The 17,672-nt window shown below is 58.4% G+C and carries 18 protein-coding genes; 7 read left to right on the forward strand and 11 right to left on the reverse strand.

Going from position 1 to position 17,672, the window contains the following annotated elements:
• Window positions 1-21: 21 nt before the first annotated feature.
• The 4 genes from ABSL23_RS16490 to ABSL23_RS16505 all read right to left on the reverse strand — a co-directional run bounded on the left by ABSL23_RS16490 (window position 22) and on the right by ABSL23_RS16505 (window position 3,591).
• On the reverse strand, window positions 22-675 hold the full coding sequence (locus ABSL23_RS16490; protein WP_353635445.1) for a hypothetical protein: 654 nt from the start codon (window positions 673-675) through the stop codon (window positions 22-24).
• Between the two features lie 12 nt (window positions 676-687).
• Complete coding sequence (locus ABSL23_RS16495; protein WP_353635446.1) at window positions 688-2,607, reverse strand: cation-translocating P-type ATPase; 1,920 nt, start codon at window positions 2,605-2,607, stop codon at window positions 688-690.
• Window positions 2,608-2,611: 4 nt separating this feature from the next.
• The gene (locus ABSL23_RS16500; protein ID WP_089769846.1) at window positions 2,612-2,827 is read right to left on the reverse strand and encodes a heavy metal-associated domain-containing protein; all 216 of its coding nucleotides are present in this window, start codon (window positions 2,825-2,827) and stop codon (window positions 2,612-2,614) included.
• 86 nt (window positions 2,828-2,913) lie between these two features.
• On the reverse strand, window positions 2,914-3,591 hold the full coding sequence (locus tag ABSL23_RS16505; RefSeq protein WP_353633501.1) for an IS6 family transposase: 678 nt from the start codon (window positions 3,589-3,591) through the stop codon (window positions 2,914-2,916).
• A gap of 336 nt (window positions 3,592-3,927) precedes the next feature.
• On the opposite strand from ABSL23_RS16505, the gene sugE reads away from it, so the two are divergent.
• Window positions 3,928-4,251, forward strand: coding sequence for a quaternary ammonium compound efflux SMR transporter SugE (sugE, locus tag ABSL23_RS16510; protein ID WP_353635447.1), 324 nt, complete (start codon window positions 3,928-3,930; stop codon window positions 4,249-4,251).
• A gap of 83 nt (window positions 4,252-4,334) precedes the next feature.
• On the opposite strand, the gene ABSL23_RS16515 is transcribed toward sugE, so the two are convergent.
• Window positions 4,335-4,970: an IS6 family transposase gene (locus tag ABSL23_RS16515; RefSeq protein WP_353635448.1), complete on the reverse strand. Its 636-nt coding sequence runs from the start codon at window positions 4,968-4,970 to the stop codon at window positions 4,335-4,337.
• A gap of 280 nt (window positions 4,971-5,250) precedes the next feature.
• Between ABSL23_RS16515 and ABSL23_RS16520 the strand changes: the two genes are divergently transcribed.
• Entirely contained in the window at window positions 5,251-6,672 is a 1,422-nt protein-coding gene (locus tag ABSL23_RS16520) for a sodium-dependent transporter (protein ID WP_353635550.1), read from the forward strand.
• 444 nt (window positions 6,673-7,116) lie between these two features.
• On the opposite strand, the gene ABSL23_RS16525 is transcribed toward ABSL23_RS16520, so the two are convergent.
• Window positions 7,117-7,254, reverse strand: a complete 138-nt coding sequence (locus tag ABSL23_RS16525) for a hypothetical protein (protein WP_353635449.1) — start codon at window positions 7,252-7,254, stop codon at window positions 7,117-7,119.
• A gap of 39 nt (window positions 7,255-7,293) precedes the next feature.
• On the opposite strand from ABSL23_RS16525, the gene ABSL23_RS16530 reads away from it, so the two are divergent.
• The 3 genes from ABSL23_RS16530 (at window position 7,294) to ABSL23_RS16540 (ending at window position 10,627) form a co-directional block, all read left to right on the forward strand.
• Window positions 7,294-8,640, forward strand: coding sequence for a transposase (locus tag ABSL23_RS16530; protein WP_353635450.1), 1,347 nt, complete (start codon window positions 7,294-7,296; stop codon window positions 8,638-8,640).
• Window positions 8,641-8,871: 231 nt separating this feature from the next.
• Window positions 8,872-9,138, forward strand: coding sequence for a DNA-binding protein (locus tag ABSL23_RS16535; protein WP_353635451.1), 267 nt, complete (start codon window positions 8,872-8,874; stop codon window positions 9,136-9,138).
• Entirely contained in the window at window positions 9,119-10,627 is a 1,509-nt protein-coding gene (locus ABSL23_RS16540; protein WP_353635452.1) for a hypothetical protein, read from the forward strand. The genes ABSL23_RS16535 and ABSL23_RS16540 overlap by 20 nt, the downstream gene beginning before the upstream one ends.
• A gap of 16 nt (window positions 10,628-10,643) precedes the next feature.
• Here the strand turns inward: ABSL23_RS16540 and ABSL23_RS16545 are convergent, their stop codons facing one another.
• On the reverse strand, window positions 10,644-11,711 hold the full coding sequence (locus ABSL23_RS16545) for an iron transporter (protein ID WP_353635453.1): 1,068 nt from the start codon (window positions 11,709-11,711) through the stop codon (window positions 10,644-10,646).
• A 200-nt stretch (window positions 11,712-11,911) separates the two neighbouring features.
• On the opposite strand from ABSL23_RS16545, the gene ABSL23_RS16550 reads away from it, so the two are divergent.
• Complete coding sequence (locus tag ABSL23_RS16550) at window positions 11,912-12,547, forward strand: TRIC cation channel family protein (protein WP_353635454.1); 636 nt, start codon at window positions 11,912-11,914, stop codon at window positions 12,545-12,547.
• A 167-nt stretch (window positions 12,548-12,714) separates the two neighbouring features.
• A complete protein-coding gene (locus ABSL23_RS16555; protein WP_353635455.1) occupies window positions 12,715-13,968 on the forward strand; it encodes a transposase in 1,254 nt (417 codons plus the stop codon).
• 70 nt (window positions 13,969-14,038) lie between these two features.
• Here ABSL23_RS16555 and ABSL23_RS16560 read toward each other — a convergent pair whose 3' ends face one another.
• Genes ABSL23_RS16560 through ABSL23_RS16575 form a run of 4 tightly spaced genes read right to left on the reverse strand, consistent with a single transcriptional unit; the run spans window position 14,039 to window position 17,627 of the window.
• A complete protein-coding gene (locus ABSL23_RS16560) occupies window positions 14,039-14,740 on the reverse strand; it encodes a TVP38/TMEM64 family protein (RefSeq protein WP_353635456.1) in 702 nt (233 codons plus the stop codon).
• Window positions 14,741-14,767: 27 nt separating this feature from the next.
• Window positions 14,768-15,571, reverse strand: a complete 804-nt coding sequence (locus ABSL23_RS16565) for a polyprenyl synthetase (RefSeq protein WP_353635457.1) — start codon at window positions 15,569-15,571, stop codon at window positions 14,768-14,770.
• Between the two features lie 5 nt (window positions 15,572-15,576).
• The gene (locus tag ABSL23_RS16570; protein ID WP_353635458.1) at window positions 15,577-17,028 is read right to left on the reverse strand and encodes an MATE family efflux transporter; all 1,452 of its coding nucleotides are present in this window, start codon (window positions 17,026-17,028) and stop codon (window positions 15,577-15,579) included.
• Complete coding sequence (locus ABSL23_RS16575) at window positions 17,025-17,627, reverse strand: TetR/AcrR family transcriptional regulator (protein WP_353635459.1); 603 nt, start codon at window positions 17,625-17,627, stop codon at window positions 17,025-17,027. Before ABSL23_RS16575 ends, ABSL23_RS16570 begins: the two co-directional genes overlap by 4 nt.
• Window positions 17,628-17,672 lie beyond the last annotated feature (45 nt).

Genomic DNA, 17,672 nt, shown 5'->3' on the forward strand with positions numbered 1-17,672 from the left:
TGTGGGGGTGGACCGACGTGGTCACACCACTTCGACGGTGAACAGCGAGTCGTCGTTGAGGACGACCTGTACCCGGTGGTGCCAGGCGTCAGCGAACGCCTCCCGCTGTTGATCGCTTGCTGACCCATCCAGTATTTCCTGGAGATTCCCGATTGCGGGTCCCCCGTCAGGAACGTCGCCAACATGGTAGGTCACTTCGACGGTCTCGTTCGTATCGGTTCGCCGGAACCGGAACGTCGGCGCCGCCGTGTCTGGATCGAATGCGTCGAAGTGCAGGAGGTCACGGCGCCCCCCATGACCACCGGCGAGCCCGCTGAATCCGTCGTCCTCGGTCGCGCCAGTCACGTACGAAATGATGCGCCCCATCACGCCGTACGCAGCATCGTCTCGCGGGCCGGCTGCCTGGACTTCGATTTCGGTTCGGATTGGATAGTCGTCGGGATACAGGGCATCGAGCCCGAGCTGGACGATCCGGTAGGCGCCCGAGGCAGTCGGACAGGAGTGACCGGCCTCTTTCACCGCGTCCGTGTAGGTGACGACGAACGGATCGCCTGATGTGAGGACGCCGAGGGCCTCCGCGACGGGGTCGCGGATTTCGATCGGGTCGGCGTCGTAGTCGACCTGCCAGTCGGTGCTAGTGTGCGTCGCGTCAGTCGCAGGTGAATTTGTTGTCATTGGTTGTGGTGATTAGTGTCGGAGCAGTCGCATCCCGTTGAGGATGACGAGGAGAACGCTGGCTTCGTGGACGAGCATCCCGGCGGCGAGCGTGACGTAACTGGTGAGCACGCCAGCGAGCAGGACGGTCACGGTCAGCACCGCGAGCCCGACGTTCTCGAGGACGTTCCAGCGCGTCGCCTTACTGAGTGCGACCGCGTACGGGATGCGTTCCAGGTCGTCGGCCATCAGCGCCATGTCCGCCGTCTCGATGGCGGTGTCTGTGCCGGCAGCGCCCATCGCGATACCGACGTCGGCGGTCGCCAGCGACGGCGCGTCGTTGATGCCATCGCCGACCATCGCAACGACGTGGCCGTCGGCCTGGTATTCTTCGATGACGGTCTGTTTGTCCTCGGGAAGGAGTTCGGCGCGGTACTCGTCGATGCCCACCTCCCCTGCGACGGCACTTGCCGTCCGCTCGTTGTCGCCGGTGAGCATCACCGTCTCGATGCCGGCATCTTGAAGCGCCGCTACGACGCCAGGAGCGGCCTCTCGAAGTTCGTCGCGCATCGCGATCACGCCGATGATGCTGCCGTCTCGCACGACGTGGACGACCGTCTCACCGCGTTCCTCGCGGCCACGGACGTACTCGGCGATGTGATCCGGGATGTCGATGCTGCGGTCGTCGAGCAGCGCCCGGTTCCCAACGACGACCTCGTGGCCGTCCGTATGGGCGACGACACCCTTGCCGGCGACCACGTCGAAGTCATCCGGATCCGGAACCGACCGGTGTTCGGCGCTCGCGGCATCGGAATGGGCGATCGCAGTTCCGCCATCGGTTGCGGCGGTCGGACGATCGCGTGCTGCGTCGACGATGGCGTCGGCGAGGTGGTGTTCACTTTTCTTCTCGGCAGTCGCCGCGAGCGAGATTACCTCGTCGTCGTCGACGCCGAACCCCTCGATACCGGCGACGGTGGTCTCACCTTTCGTGAGGGTGCCGGTCTTGTCGAAGGCAACGAGGTCGATCTTGCCGGCACGTTCGAGGTGTTCGCCACCTTTCATCAGGACGCCCGACCGGGCGGCGTTCCCGATGGCCGAGACGATACTGACCGGCGGTCCGATGACCAGCGCGCCCGGACAGCCGATGACCAGCAAGGTGAGCGACAGGATCGCGTTCTGCGTGACTGCGTACGCGCCGATTGCGAGCACGATGACGGCTGGGGTGTAGTACTTCGCGAACCGGTCGATGAGACTCTCCGTGGGCGACTGGGCCTCCTGGGCCTCCTCGACGCGGCGGATGATGCGCTCGAGCGTCGTATCCGAGCCCGCACCCGTCGTCCGGACCTCCAGTGCGCCTTCCTGGTTGACCGTCCCCGCGTAGACTTCGTCACCGTCGGCCTTGTGAACGGGCGCGCTCTCGCCGGTGACCGGGGCCTGATTGACGGCACTCTCGCCATCGACGACGCTCCCATCGACCGGAATCTTGCCGCCCGGTTTCACGATGACAACTTCACCCTCCTCGACGTCGCGGGCAGGTACTTCTTGGAGGTCTCCGTCGCGACGGACGGTCGCCGTGTCGGGCGTCATCTCCAGAAGTTCCTGGAGTGCCGTCCGGGTCTTCCGCATCGTCCGGCCTTCTAGGTAGCTGCCGAGGCTGAACAGGAAGACGACGGCGGCAGCTTCCCAGTATTCGCCGATGACGATGGCACCAATGGCCGCCAAGGTCACGAGCGTCTTGATGCCGAGCGTTCGGTTGGTGACCTCGTAGTAGGCGGTTTTGGCGATGTCGTAGCCGCCGATGATCGCCGCGAGGATGAGAATACCGGCACTCGCGGTATCGAAGCCGGTGAAGTGGCCGAGGCTCCAGCCGCCACCGTAGAGCAGGCCGCTGGATGCCGTAACGATGGCTTTCCGGTTCTTCCGGTAGTACTGTGTTATCGTTTGTGCGTTCATTGATCTAGGCGGGCTGGGGCGTGTAGCCCTGGTTTTCGATGGCCTGTGCGAAGGCGTCGGGGTCAGCGACGTCGTCGTCGTACTCGATCTCGACTCGGCCGGTCGTGTAGTGGACTTCCACATTCTGGACGCCGTCGACGTTCGAGAGGGCGCGTTCAACGGTGCTCGCGCAGGTCGGGCAGTCGAAGTCCATCACACGGAGTTGGGTCGTTTCGTTCATCACAGTTCTACGTAGCACCCGGACCGCCATATATATTTTTTAAATGATATGTTTGGATAGAGATATAGATCGTTGGAAGGCACTGTCTAGTTCTGGACCTCCTCGATCGGCGTTCTGCCATCAAGACCTTGATGCGGTCTGTGGCAGTTGTAGTAATGCATGAACTGTTCAAGCCACTCTCGGACGCTTGACCGACTGCCCACCCACGAGTTATGGAAGCGGTCGACCCGCATTTTGAGCGTGTGAAACCACTTTTCGATGAGGTTTCGGTCGGTATAGTTGACCCGACCGCTCAATCCTAATCGAGCAAGGGCAGTCCGATAACCGAATTGATCGACGAGAAACTCAGCCTCCGAGAGATCATATTTCTCTTGGAGTTTCTGCAGAAATGCAGCCGCTGGATCAGTGCCATGCCGCCCAAATAACGCGACATCCAGGATCAATTTTGTGTCGATGTCTATTGCAGCATACAACCAAGACCACTCACCGTTAATCTTGACAGCAGTCTCGTCAACGGCGACCCGCTTCGGCTGCGCCTCAGGCGGGTCGCAGTCGCTGTCAGCTAGCCGATGTACCCAGTTCCAAACCGCTCCATGCGAGCGTTCAACGCCTAATTCCGCTAAGATCGTTGTTGTCTCGCGGAGCGAACAACCGGTCTGGTGGAGGCGGACGGCGAACGCCCTAACGGGCGTCGCCGTCCGCTCATTCTCCCAAGATTCTTCTAAATCCGCCGCATAGCTCTCACTGAGCAGGTCTGCGAGCATCTCTGAACAAGTTACTCAACGACCTGCTCACTTCTCAAACTAACTCAACTAGACAGTGCCGGGGTAGCGAATATTCTAGTTCACCTGGTATTACTACCCCCTGACGAGCCCTGTAAAAAGTATGAACGCTCACTGCCACGTCAGGCCCAGCCATCAACCCGCTTCTAATAAGCCAATACTGTCTCTGTTGGATTCGGTAGAAGTAGGACATCCGGGTTCAGATGAGATTTAAACCGAGCGTCGCACCATCGGTAAAACGGATAGATATGGCTAAATCTGTCTTGTCTGATGGATAGCAGAAGCTATAGACTGATTGGATAGGTAGGCGAAGCTGTAATGTCGTGGTATATTCTCATACTCGCAGGCCTGTTCGAAATCGGCTGGGCAGTCGGACTTGAATATTCGGACGGACTCACGAAACCAGTGCCAACGGTCGGCACTGTTGTCGCCCTCGTCATCAGTATGGTACTGTTGGCACAAGCAGTCAAAGACCTCCCAATCGGGACAGCATATGCTGTCTGGACAGGTATCGGTGCAGTCGGGACGGCCACGCTTGGAATCATTCTATTTGATGAACCCGCCGCTCTCGCCCGCATATCATTCATCGGTGTGATTGTCGTCGGGATCGTTGGTCTACATGCTGTTTCGGGCGGGCACTAAGCAGCTAGTTATTACCACTCACACCTGAATCTACACGTATTGTAGTCAGTCTTCAACTCTCCTCTTGATTTGACCAGCACTGTTCAGATTAGCTGATTCCATGTGAAGGCGAAGGTTTGCAGCCAATTTTCGGCGGTCTCAGCTTCGGCGTGTTTGAAATGATTTGCAAACTGTTTCGTCCGACGTTTTAGTTCTTTGAAAACACGTTCGACGGCATTCCGATTCCCGTTTGATTCGGTCTGGAACCGGAGGTTGAAATCGTGCAGTGCCGTCTTCAACCACGGTGCGATATCGATGAGAAACAGGCTGTCTTCGACGTCGTGTTTCTCGGTAAGCTCCTGCACGAACAGCTTTGTGAGTGCAGTGTTTCGTGTCGGAAACAGCTTCACGTGCAGGAATTCATTGGTTTCGGGATCGACAGCAGCGTACAGCCAGTATTGTTCGTTGTCGAGTTGGATCACGGTTTCGTCAAGCGCGACGTGATCCGGATCGCGTCCTGACGTGGGCTGTAGATCGGCTTTCTGCACCCAGTTGTGAACGGTGGATCGAGCTCGTTCGACACCGAAACTATCTAAGACTGAGATAGTATCTGAAAGTGATAGTCCAGCCGAATGGAGGTGGATACTGAGCTTCATCAGCGGCTCCGGTGTCGCCTCTCGCTCCACAAACTCTAACTCGATCTGGCCGATACTCCCGGTGAGGCGGTCAGGATCGAGCATTAGCCACTCACATCTTAGACCGCCTCATCCTTCAGACCTTATCTGAACAGTACCGCTGTAAGTCGTCGTCGAACGGATTACTCGAACGCTGAGATGAGCGTCGTCGGGTATCTGATCGCTACGGCATTGGGAGTTCTACTCCTACCGTTGCTTCCCATTCTAGTTCTTCTCTGGATCGGAACCAAACTAACTTGATCTGGGTGCGGTGTGCTGATATCTAAGGTTCTTCTAAGCGACTGAATCGACACGAACTTCCTGCTACAGGAGCCAGTTATGTACACTGATGGATCGTGATTCGTGGGTTTCGAACGTGGGATTCATGCTTGCAGCCGTCGGCAGCGCAGCCGGCTTGGGGAACATCTGGCGGTTTCCGTGGTTGACTGCCGAAAACGGCGGCAGCGCCTTCCTCGTAATGTACTTGCTGCTCGTCGTTGGCGTTGGTGTTCCCGGGTTGCTCGCTGAACTCGTGCTTGGACGACGTGGCCGCCAAACCCCAATCGGTGCGCTCCGCTCGCTCATCGGCTCTCGATGGGGGACGCCACTGGGCGCGTTCAACGTCATCACAACCGTCGTAATGCTGTCGTTTTACTCGGTCGTCGGCGGCTGGATTCTCAGATACACATTACTGTCACCGACCGGCGTATATTTCACGCAGCCCCAGCAGTACTTTAGCCACGCAAGCCACGGCCTGCCGGCAGTTGGGTTCCACTTGCTGTTTCTCACGATTGTCGCCATCATCGTCTATTTCGGCGTGAGTCGGGGGATCGAACGCGTCTCGAAAATTATGCTTCCCGCAGTCGTCGTGTTACTTGGTGGCCTCGCCGTCTGGACAGCCACTCAGCCCAACACCGCTGCTGGCTATGCCTTCTATCTGGACTTCGATGGCAACTATCTCGCGGCACACTTCTTCGACGTCCTCGGCCCGGCAGCTGGACAGGCATTATTCACGCTCTCGTTAGGTGCCGGCGCGATGCTTACGTACGCCTCATACCTTGACGAGGAGGTTTCTCTCCCGCGTGACACGCTCGTTATCGCGATTTCGAACACGGTCATCGGTGTCCTAGCCGGGCTCGTTGTTCTGCCGTTGTTGTTCTCCCAGGGGATCAGCCCCGGACAGGGCGGCCCTGGCGCGCTGTTCGTTGCACTCGCAACTGCGTTCGGTTCGCTGCCCGGCGGCGCCCTCGTTGCAACCGTCTTCTTCTTCACCGTCCTGCTCGCAGCTGTAACAAGCGGCATCAGTTTGCTCGAAACCCCCGTTGCGACGCTCGTCGACAACTATGGGATGTCCCGGCGACGGGCAACGCTGCTCATGACGCTGATGATTGCGGTGACTGGCAGTGGGTTAGCACTTGCCGGACCAATGTTCCGGTTCGTCTCCGGCCCAGTCGTCGACGTGATGCTGACGATTGGCCTGTTTGCGTTCCTCGCGATCGCCGGTTGGATACTCCGCGACGATGCCGTCGCGGAATTCCAGACTGGCGCTGGCCGCCTCCGTGGGTTCGCTACGCCATGGATGCTGGCCGTCAGCTGGGTGCTACCTGTTGTCGTCATGTTCTTATTGACGACCACGCTGGCTTCACTCGCAAGCCTCTCACTGGCGACCGTTACGCGAGTCGCAATAGCCGTGCTCGTGACGCTTGTTTGCCGGATTGCAGTCACCCGAACAACACACTCCAACGCTCGCCCAAATGAACGAGCCTAATTGAGGGTGTCATGACATCCGATACTTCGGTACCGTAGGCCGTACGTTATGGCTGCGTGAGAACGGACAGGTATCTATCATAAGCGGCCATTCAGTTTTTTCGTGTCGCTCCCCGAACGACAGGTAGTGGCTGTGTCCGACTGCCCAGAATGTGGATTCGCGTTAGCACAAACGACGGGGAAAGGGACCGTCGATGAGGAGGCAGTCCATTTCTTCGAATGTAGCGAATGTGGGCACACATGGACGGAATCAATCCTCTAGTTATTTTTTGGGCGGAGCCGATCAGAAAGCATAGTGTTGGTGTGGCGGCATTCTATCTTGATTCAGCGAGAGAATCCCGCCCTTCCCGTGAGTGACGAGCGTTCCGACGCTTAGTCGGAACCGAGGAGCGAACAGGGCGGGAGTGAATCGCGTACGCTCCGGTGAGAAACCGCCACGTCACTGCTAGTCTTGAGTCTCCAACGCTTCCAGACCAGCTTTTAACACTTCTGCATAGGCTTCCGAGAGGTTCAGGTCGTTCGCTTCTGCGTAGTCTTTGATTCGTCCGTGGATTGCCCAGTCAATGTCGATGTTTGGCCTCATCGTTGGACTTATTAGACATCAGGACTGATTATACTTTGGATGAAGCGCACCAACACGTTCGCCGTTCGACCACTCACCGACGATGGTGAGCAGGTGCTACGCGACCTGTTGGACGCTTCCGCCGCTCTCTGGAACGAGATTAACTACCAGCGCCTCATGCGCTATAACGACGAGGACGGCTTCGAGGGCGAAGACGTGTGGGACGCCGATACCGGCGCTCTCGAAGGCAAATACAAAGGCGTTCTCGGTGCGTCTACCGCTCAAACTGTCCGGCGAGCAAACACCGAAGCGTGGCGCGGGTTCTTCGAGAACAAGAAGGCGTATCACGACGAATCGAACACGTCGGTCACGGAACACCCGGAACCGCCGGGGTTCCGTGGTAACGAGGACGACGGACGTGTTCTCAAAGGCGTTGTCCGAAAGGATGCCTACACCGTCGAATGGGGCGACCGTTCTCGACTTGAGATGGTCGTCGGAAAAGAACTCCGTGATAGGCACAACAGCCCGAAAAGCCGTCTTCGGCTCGAAATCGTTGGCGACCCGAATTGGCCTGACTACGAAGATCAGAGCCGGTTGGAATTGTGGTACGACGAGACTGATTGCACCTTCCGGGCTTCGCAACCCGTGACTGTGTCTGATGATGCACGGGACACTCCACTGGCCTCAGAGACGGCCGCTCTGGATATTGGTGCGAACAATCTCGTCGCTTGTACCACGACGACCGGCGAGCAATACCTCTACGACGGCCGCGAGTTGTTCCAGCGGTTCCGCGAGACGACGCGAGAAATCGCCCGGTTACAGTCCAAGCTACGGGAAGGCCGATACAGTAGCGAGCGCATCCGGCGACTGTATCGGAAACGGACTCGTCGCCGCGACCACGCACAAGAAGCACTGTGTCGTGACCTGCTCGAACGACTGTATGGCGAGGGCGTGGACACGGTGTATATCGGTGGTTTGACCGACGTACTCGAAACGCACTGGTCGGTCGAAACCAACGCCAAGACCCACAACTTCTGGGCATTCAAGAGATTCACCGAGCGACTGGTCTGCACCGCCGAGGAATACGGTATCTCGGTCGAGGTGCGGTCGGAAGCGTGGACCAGTCAGGAGTGCCCGCAATGCGGCTCGGCAGACCGAACGACACGGCATCAGGACACACTCACCTGTCCATGTGGGTTCGAGGGGCACGCCGATCTTACGGCGTCAGAAACGTTCCTGACGCGGCATACAGAGAAAGCAGTCAGGCCGATGGCACGGCCCGTGCGGTTCCAGTGGGACAGCCACGAATGGCTGGAGATATCACACTCTCATCGTCCCAAAGAACAGCGCACAGACCCGAGTACCGTCCACCACAACGGGAATGTTGCGTCCGGGGAATCGGCATAGCCGAGACTCCCACGGAGGAAACCGCGCTGTTTACGGCGCGGAGGATGTCATTCAACCGTCGTGATGGCTGTTTCGCCCCCACGAGGACTGATTACAAAGCGTGACCAACAATATCCCAACGACGGCCGGGATCCCCCGCCCGTCAAATCGGGAAGGATGTCAAGGCTGCCAGGCGAGAAGCAGAACCATTTCAAGCGGAGGTACGGTAGCACAACGTGATCTATCGAGGGTATGTCCACTGTTCAATCAGCCGTTCCACCAGGCGATTCCCCAGCGGTCTGCCAGTACTGTGATGAGCCGTTCCCGACTGAGAACCGCCTCACTCTCCACAAGGGCCTCAACCACTGGTCAGACCTCACTGAGGCTGAACGAACCGCCTTCCACGATGCGCGAGCGAACGAACGCGACGCCCTCAATTCGTTTCGGCTGCGGGCCCTCGCGTGTATCGTCGCAGTGTACTTCGTCTTCCTGTTCCTCTATGCCATCTATGCCATCTAGCGCCGAGAGCTCTACTGCAGACGAACCAACGCCGAAGACGACCACTCCAGCAGACACCAATTCGAACGCGACGCCGTCGTTTGGCATCCGCTTCGGCGCGCAAGTACTGGCTTGGATAGCGATACTGACCGTTCTCGCCGATAGTGTCGCCGCCGCGAACGGGATGACCCTCTCCAAGCAACCACGTGAGGCGCTCGCTATCCCTCGATGGCTGTACTTAGCGACGGGCGGTGCGACAATTGGCGCGTCGGCACTACTTGCGAGCTTCGTCACTGATCGCGCGTTCATCTACTCGCTCCATTCCCAGTCTGTGTCTCTTCCAAGAATGCCCGCGGTTCGGCGGTGGATTAGTGTCCTTGGCCAGACGCTGGCCGTGGTCGGGCTATGTCTCATGGTGTTCCTCGGGTACACCGGTCCACAGCTGCCATCGGCTAGTCTTACCGTCCTCGTCACATTCGTCGGCATTCGCGCCGGTCTCCCCGTTATTGCGTATCTCGTCGGCAACCCATGGCCCGCTCTGAATCCCTGGCGCGCCATTACAACGATTCTCCCAACCGGTTTCTACGAGTACCCCGATTCGTTCGGCAGGTGGCCAGCCGTCGCCGGCGTCCTCACGCTCGTATGGGTCGAGGTCATCTTCCCTGTTAGCACTGTTCCGCGTGTGCTCGCAACGGCTATTCTCGGGTACTCGTTGTACACCATCGCTGGCGCTGTCGTCTTCGGCTCCGACGCCTGGTTCGAGCACGCGGACCCAATATCGGTTCTCTTCCGGTTCTACGGTGCCGTTGCACCTATCCAGCTACGTGACGGGTCCGCGGAGATTATACTCCCGGGGAGCGACCTCGCGCAATCAGATGTCGTAACCGATTCCTCGGACGTCGCCTTCATCATCGCGCTCATCTGGGAGCTCACGTACAGCGGTTTCATCACGACGGCAGCCGGCGCACAGACCATCACAACGATTGTTGGGTCACCGCTTAGTGCGGTGATGCCAGCCACGCCGCTCGCTGTCCTGGCCTATACGACTCTCCTCGTTATCGGATACGTCGTCTTCCTCGCGGCGTACTGGTATGCTGGTACCATCGCTCGCCGTCTCACTAATACCTACGTTACGAGCCGCTCGATTGCCTTACGGCTGGCTCCTCCGCTTCTGGCGATCGCGGCTGGATACCACCTCGCCCACTACGCAGGGCTGCTCGTCTCGTTGAGTCCGGCGCTGACAATGGCAGTGGTGTCGCCGCTGTCACCGCCTGCGAATCCACTCGTACTCGCGCCACCCAACTGGTTCACTGCCCTCAGCATCGCGTTCGTGCTCGGAGGCCACTTACTCGCCATCTGGGAGGCGCACGCGTCCGCATACGACCTCTTCCCAAGCCGGCTCGCCGCCATCCGCAGCCAGTATCCTTTCGTCCTTGTGATGATTGGATACACCATCGTCAGCCTCTGGCTGCTCTCATTACCGGGCGCAACGATCCCGTATCTCGGGTAGGGTTCGTTGGTAGGTTTCAGATCGAGAATTGGACGGCGGTCATCTCCATGAATGCGGTTTCGTAGCCATCGTGGCGAGACATCTGCGGCGGGGCCTCAATTCCGATTGTGACTGTATCACCGCGCTCGACGCGATCCGCAGTCGCTCCGTAGTAGTACCCAAGGTCGGGGTCGAGTATACCATCAAGTCCGGTTTCCAATACGGTCTTCCCGTCGCGTTCGACGGCCATCGAGAGCGACATCCCCGGCAGGAGAACGTGATTGTAGGGTGTTCGCGGAGAGACAACGAGATGTGAGCTATCCGTTCTCGAAAATCGCTGCTCGTCAGTAACGAGAGTTGCGTAGAACAGCGCGTCGTCAGCTGAGGCTTCCCCAAGTAGCCGTCCGGGAAGTCGTTCTTTCGGTGGCGCGACCGGAGCTGGCACGCCATCCATCTGCATCAAGTCTACTGTCCCGCGGGTGCCTGCCTTCTCACTGAGCCGACGAATCGGAAGGTCGTACGTCTCCGCCGGCTCAAAGGTGAACTGGAACTGCGCGGTCCGCATCTCCGTAAACCGACCCTTGAACGGGCTAGTCCGTGCTGCCTGAACGGGCGCAATCCGGATTGTCGCCTCATACTCGCCGCTCCCCGAAAGTGACACATTATCCCCGTAGTGGAACCCCATATTTGGGGATAGCATCGACCAGAGATTCGTCGTAGAGACGTGACCCTCCTCATTCCGAACATCAACTGACACCGCGGTCGGGAGCACCGTCTCGGATTTGGCATCCCAGACGCTCGCCATCAAATGTAGCGAGTCGTTCGACGAGACAACGACTTTTGTTTTGTTCGTCCCGGTCACCGTCCAGAATCGGTGGGGGAACGAGTGCATCAACGCGACCCCGATACCATCGATGGTCGTCGCTTCGTACACGCCCATCCCTTCAACAATCGCAGGGTGGTAGACACCATCCGGTCGATCTTCGACAAGTGGGGGGTCGCGCCACGCGGACTGCGTCTCGAACCCGAGTCGCCGGAGACACCCGGAGACGCCGGCCACGCCAACCAGCCCACCCGCAGTTTTCAGAAACCGACGCCGGTCCATATAGAAGATATGGACTAGCGACCGAGTAGGTGTTGCGGTTCCCAACAGGCGCAGCAAGCCCAGCGCCTCTACGTCCTCTTGGTGTCTTCACATCATCAGCTACGGTGATCTAACCGAGGACAAGGTATCTGAGCAAGGTTCGCCACAGGAAGTGTATTGATACGTCGCACTCAACATACTCACTATCATAGGTGGGCGCAGTGGGCCAGGGCATTATTTCAATTCTCTTCGGCGATCCGTTCGCGGTGATGAACACAATCGGGCTAGTAGCGTTCGCCCTCGTCGGATCTTCGAAGGCGATTCGCGAAGAGTTCGACGTGTTCGGGATTGCTATCGTGGGGTTAGCGATGGCGTTTGTCGGTGGTGCAACCCGCGACCTGCTCGTCACACGAGTGCCGTTAATGCTGCAGTCCCCAATCGAGATCATACTGGGACTACTCGGCGTCGGGTTAGCAATGGTGCTGAGCGTCGTCTTAGAGTCACCGGACACCCATCCGGTCACGCTCGTCGCAGACGCAATCGGCCTCGCTGCCTTCGCTACGACGGGCGCTATCGTCGCGACTGATGCAGGTGTCTCAGCGTTTGGTGTCGTTGCGATCGCGATGATCAACGCTGTCGGCGGCGGAGCATTCGCTGATATACTGCTTGATAGAGTGCCGTTCATCCTCTTCGAAGACTTCTACGCGAGTTGCGCCGTTCTGGGTGGCGCGGCATATTGGTTGACCGGCGTAGTCGGCGCGAGTGACAGTACGGCTGCCGGCGCGTGTGCAGTTGTGACTGTCGGAATACGGTTAGTCGCGGTCACGTACGATTGGCATCTTCCAACCTTACAGTGATTGGAACGCTCCAGGAATAATCAAATTCGGGAGTGATTTAGAGAAATGCAGGAGAAACCCCACGGCTTTAGCCGTGGGATGAATCCGTAAGCGCCGTTCCACAAACCACCAGACGTAGCCACCCTGACTCCCTAAGCTTCATAAATCACCCGTATCACATCTAATCTATGGAAGTGCGCCGGACTGTCCCCGTCACGCTTGACGTGGACAGTGATGACGACGCACTTCTCCGCGACACCGTAGACGAATTTCTGTTCGCGGCACAGTACGTGGTTGACTACGCTTTCCAAGGCGAATACGTCACGACAAGCAAAGGTCAGCTCCAAGACGAAACCTACGACGACGTGTGCGAGCAAACGCCGCTGAATACGGGGTTGGTCCAAAACGCCCGTAACAAAGCCGCTGAAGGTTGCAAGAGCGTGGTTGAACGCTGGAAAAACGACAAGAAGGCGTCGAAGCCGCGTATGACTTCACCGCACGTCGTCTACGACCACCGCACCGCCACATTCCACGACGATTACGTGTCTCTCGCCACCACGGATGGTCGGATCGAAGCCGACTACGTGCTACCCGATGAAAACAGCGACACACCCCACGCCGAGTACCTTTTCTCCGACGAGTACGAGACGACCGGGGCAGAACTTCATCGAAAGCACGGCGAATGGCAACTTCACATCCACTGCAAGAAGGAGATGGAGTCTGACACGCCGGAACAGGCAATCACTGAGAACGGAACGGTTCTCGGGGTTGACCTCGGCGTGAACAACCTCGCCGTCACTTCAACAGGCGCGTTCTGGACGGGTGACGAGTTTGACCACTGGCGGCGCGAATACGAGAAGCGACGTGGTGACCTACAAGAGTGTGGCACGCGCTGGGCGCATGAGAATACGCAGGCTGTCGGGCGCAAAGAGGAAGGACGGTTCAAGTTGACACTTCACCGGATAGCGAACGAGTTGGTGGATGAAGTTCGTGATCACGAGTGTTCGGTGATTGTGTTCGAGGACTTAACGAACATCCGTGAACGTACCGGCGCGTCGTGGGGTCACAAGTGGGCGTTCAATCGCCTGTACGAGTACGTCGAATACAAGGCCGCAGAGTACGGCATCGCGGTGGAACAGGTGGACCCAGAGAACACGTCACGTCGGTGTTCTCACTGTGGATTCACGCACCCTGATAACCGCGAGAGTGCGTCGTTTGAGTGTCAGAAGTGCGGCTACGAGAACCACGCCGATTACAACGCCGCGAAGAACATCGGTTTGCGGTATCTTCGTCGCAACCAAACTGGGGGTGACGAAGGCGCACCCTTGGGCGTGCGCTTGAACAGCGGGATGGTGAACGTGAACGGTGAGTATGAATCACCTGCCGAGATTTCGGCCAGAACGGGAGTCCATGCTGAATCCCACCGCTTTAGCGGTGGGTAGCTCAAACGAGATACAGGAGAAAACCCACGGCTACAGTCGTGGGATGAATCCGTCACTGCTGAATCCAGTGTCAGAATGGGAGGCGTGCTTCGAATTGTTGGACGAGGTCTTGGATCGTGTCTTGGTTACGATAGCCGATTGCGGAGAGGGCAACGACCACACCCACAAGGAGTAGCCCACTCGTTAGTTGGCCGTCTGCGAATTCACCGCCCGCAAAGACCGTCAGAACATACGCTGGAAGACGACCGATACTGATGACTGCGATAAACGTCCGGAGGCGCCACGTGGTGAGCCCAGCAAGAAAACAGATTACGTCATCCGGAAGGCCAGGAATGAGTACAAACGCAAGCAGGCCCGGAAGCCCAACTCGCGACACAAACCCATCAAACCTCGTTACCACGTCCTCGTGGAGCATCTCTTCGACAAGCGATCGTCCGTATCGCTTCGCGAGACTGAACGCGACAGCACTCCCAATCAGGACGCCAGTAAGACTGTAAATGGTCCCCGGAATGGAGCCGAACAGATACCCTGAGGCCAGCGCCACAACTTGCCCAGGAATTGGCGCGACAACCACCTGAACGGCCTGAACCACAACAAAGACGAGCGGCGCGAACACACCAAACTGGCCGATCCACGTCCGGAGTGCAACGACATCAAACACGAACGGCGCATATCGACGGATAGCTACATAGAGGGCGGCCAGGCTGGCAACACCCACAACGAGGATGAAGAGCGCGCGCCGTCGGTTTTCACGCGAGGAGAAGACCCTCATGTGCGTTCTGCTAGCATCAGCTTCGCGTTAAAACCCGTTGTCCTGATCACAGAGAGTATTCACGAAGTTCCGAAGTGGCTCGATATCTGCCGAATCGCTGAGTCGGCCGAGAGCATGCGTGGCCTCTCTGAAGTGTCGTGCCCCGTGCTGACGGAGTGCCGCCGTATCGAACCGTGGTGGCGCAATCGTCGGCACGGCGCCGTCACTGTCTGCATTAAGGATTCGGCGGATCTGATATGCTGTACTGAATCCGCGTCCAAGCGTCGCAAAGTCCTCTTTCCGGGTGGTATCCCCGCCTGCCAGCGTGATGCCGATGACCGCGGCGCCCTCACCAATACTGCCGACCGTGTCATCAAGGAACGAGTGGTCGTCGACTGATCGGACGTACTTCGCGTCGAATGCGTCCACGAGTGACTCCGAGACGGCGATGAGCGCCTGGAGAGCGTCTTCGAGGTGGTGGTTGCCGGCTTCGGCGAGAGCCGTGTAGGCCGCCGAGTTGAGGTAGTCTCCTGCCAGCAGCGCGTTCGCTGGGTCTCCCGTCAGCGAATGGGCGCGGTTGTCGGCAAGTTGGATGAGCAGCTCGGTGCGCAGTCGGCAGTACCCACGGAGCAACTCAACTGCGGCCGACGCGGAGAGTATCGCATCAGAAGCCGGTTTGTCCGCGATTGCGGCGTGCGAGAGCGCTACCAGCTGTCCGTACCACCGATCTGGACACGCGTCCACGGTTGAGGCGGCTAATGCTACGGAATGCTCGTCGGCGCGTTCTAACGCTGTTTCAAGGCGTCGATCAATTTCACCGCGCCGTTCCAAAAGAGTTGTTGACGGTGTCATATCGGTTAATCGTCGGTTGCCGACACGTCGACAGCAGGGTTGTCGACATCCACGTTCGATTCGGTGAGGTCAGCAGTACGCCACGTTCCACGCTGGAACCACGCGTACGCGATAATGGCACCAGCAACGTTCGAGATAGCGAATGACAGCCAGATGCCGGTCTCGGCAAGCGGGCCGGAAGCTACCCACGCAACGGGGAACCGAATCACGCCGAGCGTCAGCACCGAAATCGCAGCGGCGGTAAGCGTCTTGCCGGCACCGCGGAAGCTCCCGGTGTACGCCCGCATGATGCCGATGAACCCGAAGGTGAGTGCGACATAGCGCAGGAACTGTGCGCCAGCCGAGACGACCTGTCCAGCGGCTGCTTGGTCTGTGCCGACGAATACTGAGACAATAGGTTCAGGGAAGATGAAGACGATGATGCCAGCCGCGCTAAGAATGCCGAAGAGGACCTTCGCCGCGAGGGTAACAGCCTGTTCGGCGCGATCAGGTTTGTCCGCGCCGATGTTCTGGCCGGTCATCGTCTCGACACCGCGTGCGACCGCGATGGCTGGGAGGAAAATGACCGAGAACACGCGCGTCCCGATACCGTATGCTGCGACGATCGGGTCGGAGAACGTCGCGACGATGAACAAGAGGAGATTCATTGAGAGCGCACGCCCAGTCCCCTCAATAGACGCGGGTACGCCGATACGAGCGAGGCGGCGCAGGTAGGCGAACTCCGGAACCATATCTCGCAGGTGGATTTCGACACCACGGCGTCCACGGAACATGATGGCCAGCCCGACGACGAGCGCGAGTGCTCGAGAGAAGACCGTGGCGACGGCGGCACCCTGGATACCCATCTCGGGGAATGCCCACCAGCCGAAGATGAGGAACGGGTCGATGATGATGTTCAAAACGACAGACCCGAACATCACGAGCATCGGCGTAATCGTGTCACCATAGCCGCGCATCAGTGCGATGAATACGGCGAAGCCGAACATGAACGTCAGGCCGAGTGCGACGACCTCCATGTAGCTGGAGGCCAGCGGCAGGACGTCCGTGGACGCCCCCATCAAGGAGAGGAAGTCCCCGACGAAGAAGTAGCCGACACCACCCAACAGGACCGACGCGATCACGGCGAACGTCATCGTCTGTGAGGCGGCGAATTCGGCCTGTCGTTCCTCGCCAGCGCCGGTGTACTGGGCGACCAACACGCTGCCCGCAACGGAAATCCCCATCCCGAGGGAGATGAGCAGGAACACCATCGGGAACGCGAAACTGATAGCGGCGAGTGCGTCCGTGCTGTACTGGCCCAGCCAGAACGTGTCCGCGAGATTGTACGCCGTCTGGAAGAGATTCGTCACGACAATCGGCATCGACAGGAAGAACAGCGGCTTCCCGATACTACCGGTAGTTAGGTCGAACTCTTCGCGGCCTTTGAACAGCGAACTGATACGGTTTCCGATACTCATGTGGGCGGTGTCTCCGCTCGGTTGTCGGCGAGCAAGTGGGTCTGGATGTAATTGGTCATGGGGTCGACGAGGTGTTCAGGAGAATGATTGACGGCGATCTGGCGCGTATGCGCGCCTTTAATCGTTGTGGTGAGGAAATCGGCTGCCGTCGACGGGTCGACTTCGTCGTTGAACTCACGGGTTTGGATACCTGCTTCGATGATTGTTTGTAAACGGTCGAAGAGATACGCGTCGAATTCGATGAGTTGTTCTTGAATGGAGTCGCTGTACGGTGCTTGTGCTTTTATCTCCAGAATTGCGGTCTGGAATGCCTGTTTCGGGAGGTCTGTCGGGTTCCACAGGAGGGTGTCCAGCAGCGAGTGGAGGTGTTCGAGGGGTGTTTCACCGCTGGCAGCGTCAATTTGAGCGGTGTACTGGTCATAGAGGTAGTCGAGGAATGCTGAGAAGAGCGCTTCTTTCGTGCCGAAATGGTAGTGAATCGTGGCTTTGCTTTTGTCTGATTCGGCGGCGATGTCGTGGAGTGTGAGGTTGGCATAGCCATGCTGGCAGAGGGCGCGATGAGTTGCCTCCAGAATGTCCGTCGTTGGGTCGTCGTCCATTTCGGTTTGTAACAGAACCTACTAACCAATTAGTCAAAAGGCTTT

The organism is Halobacterium sp. NMX12-1 (assembly GCF_040435975.1).
In the GTDB taxonomy this organism is placed as follows: Archaea; Halobacteriota; Halobacteria; order Halobacteriales; family Halobacteriaceae; genus Halobacterium; species Halobacterium hubeiense.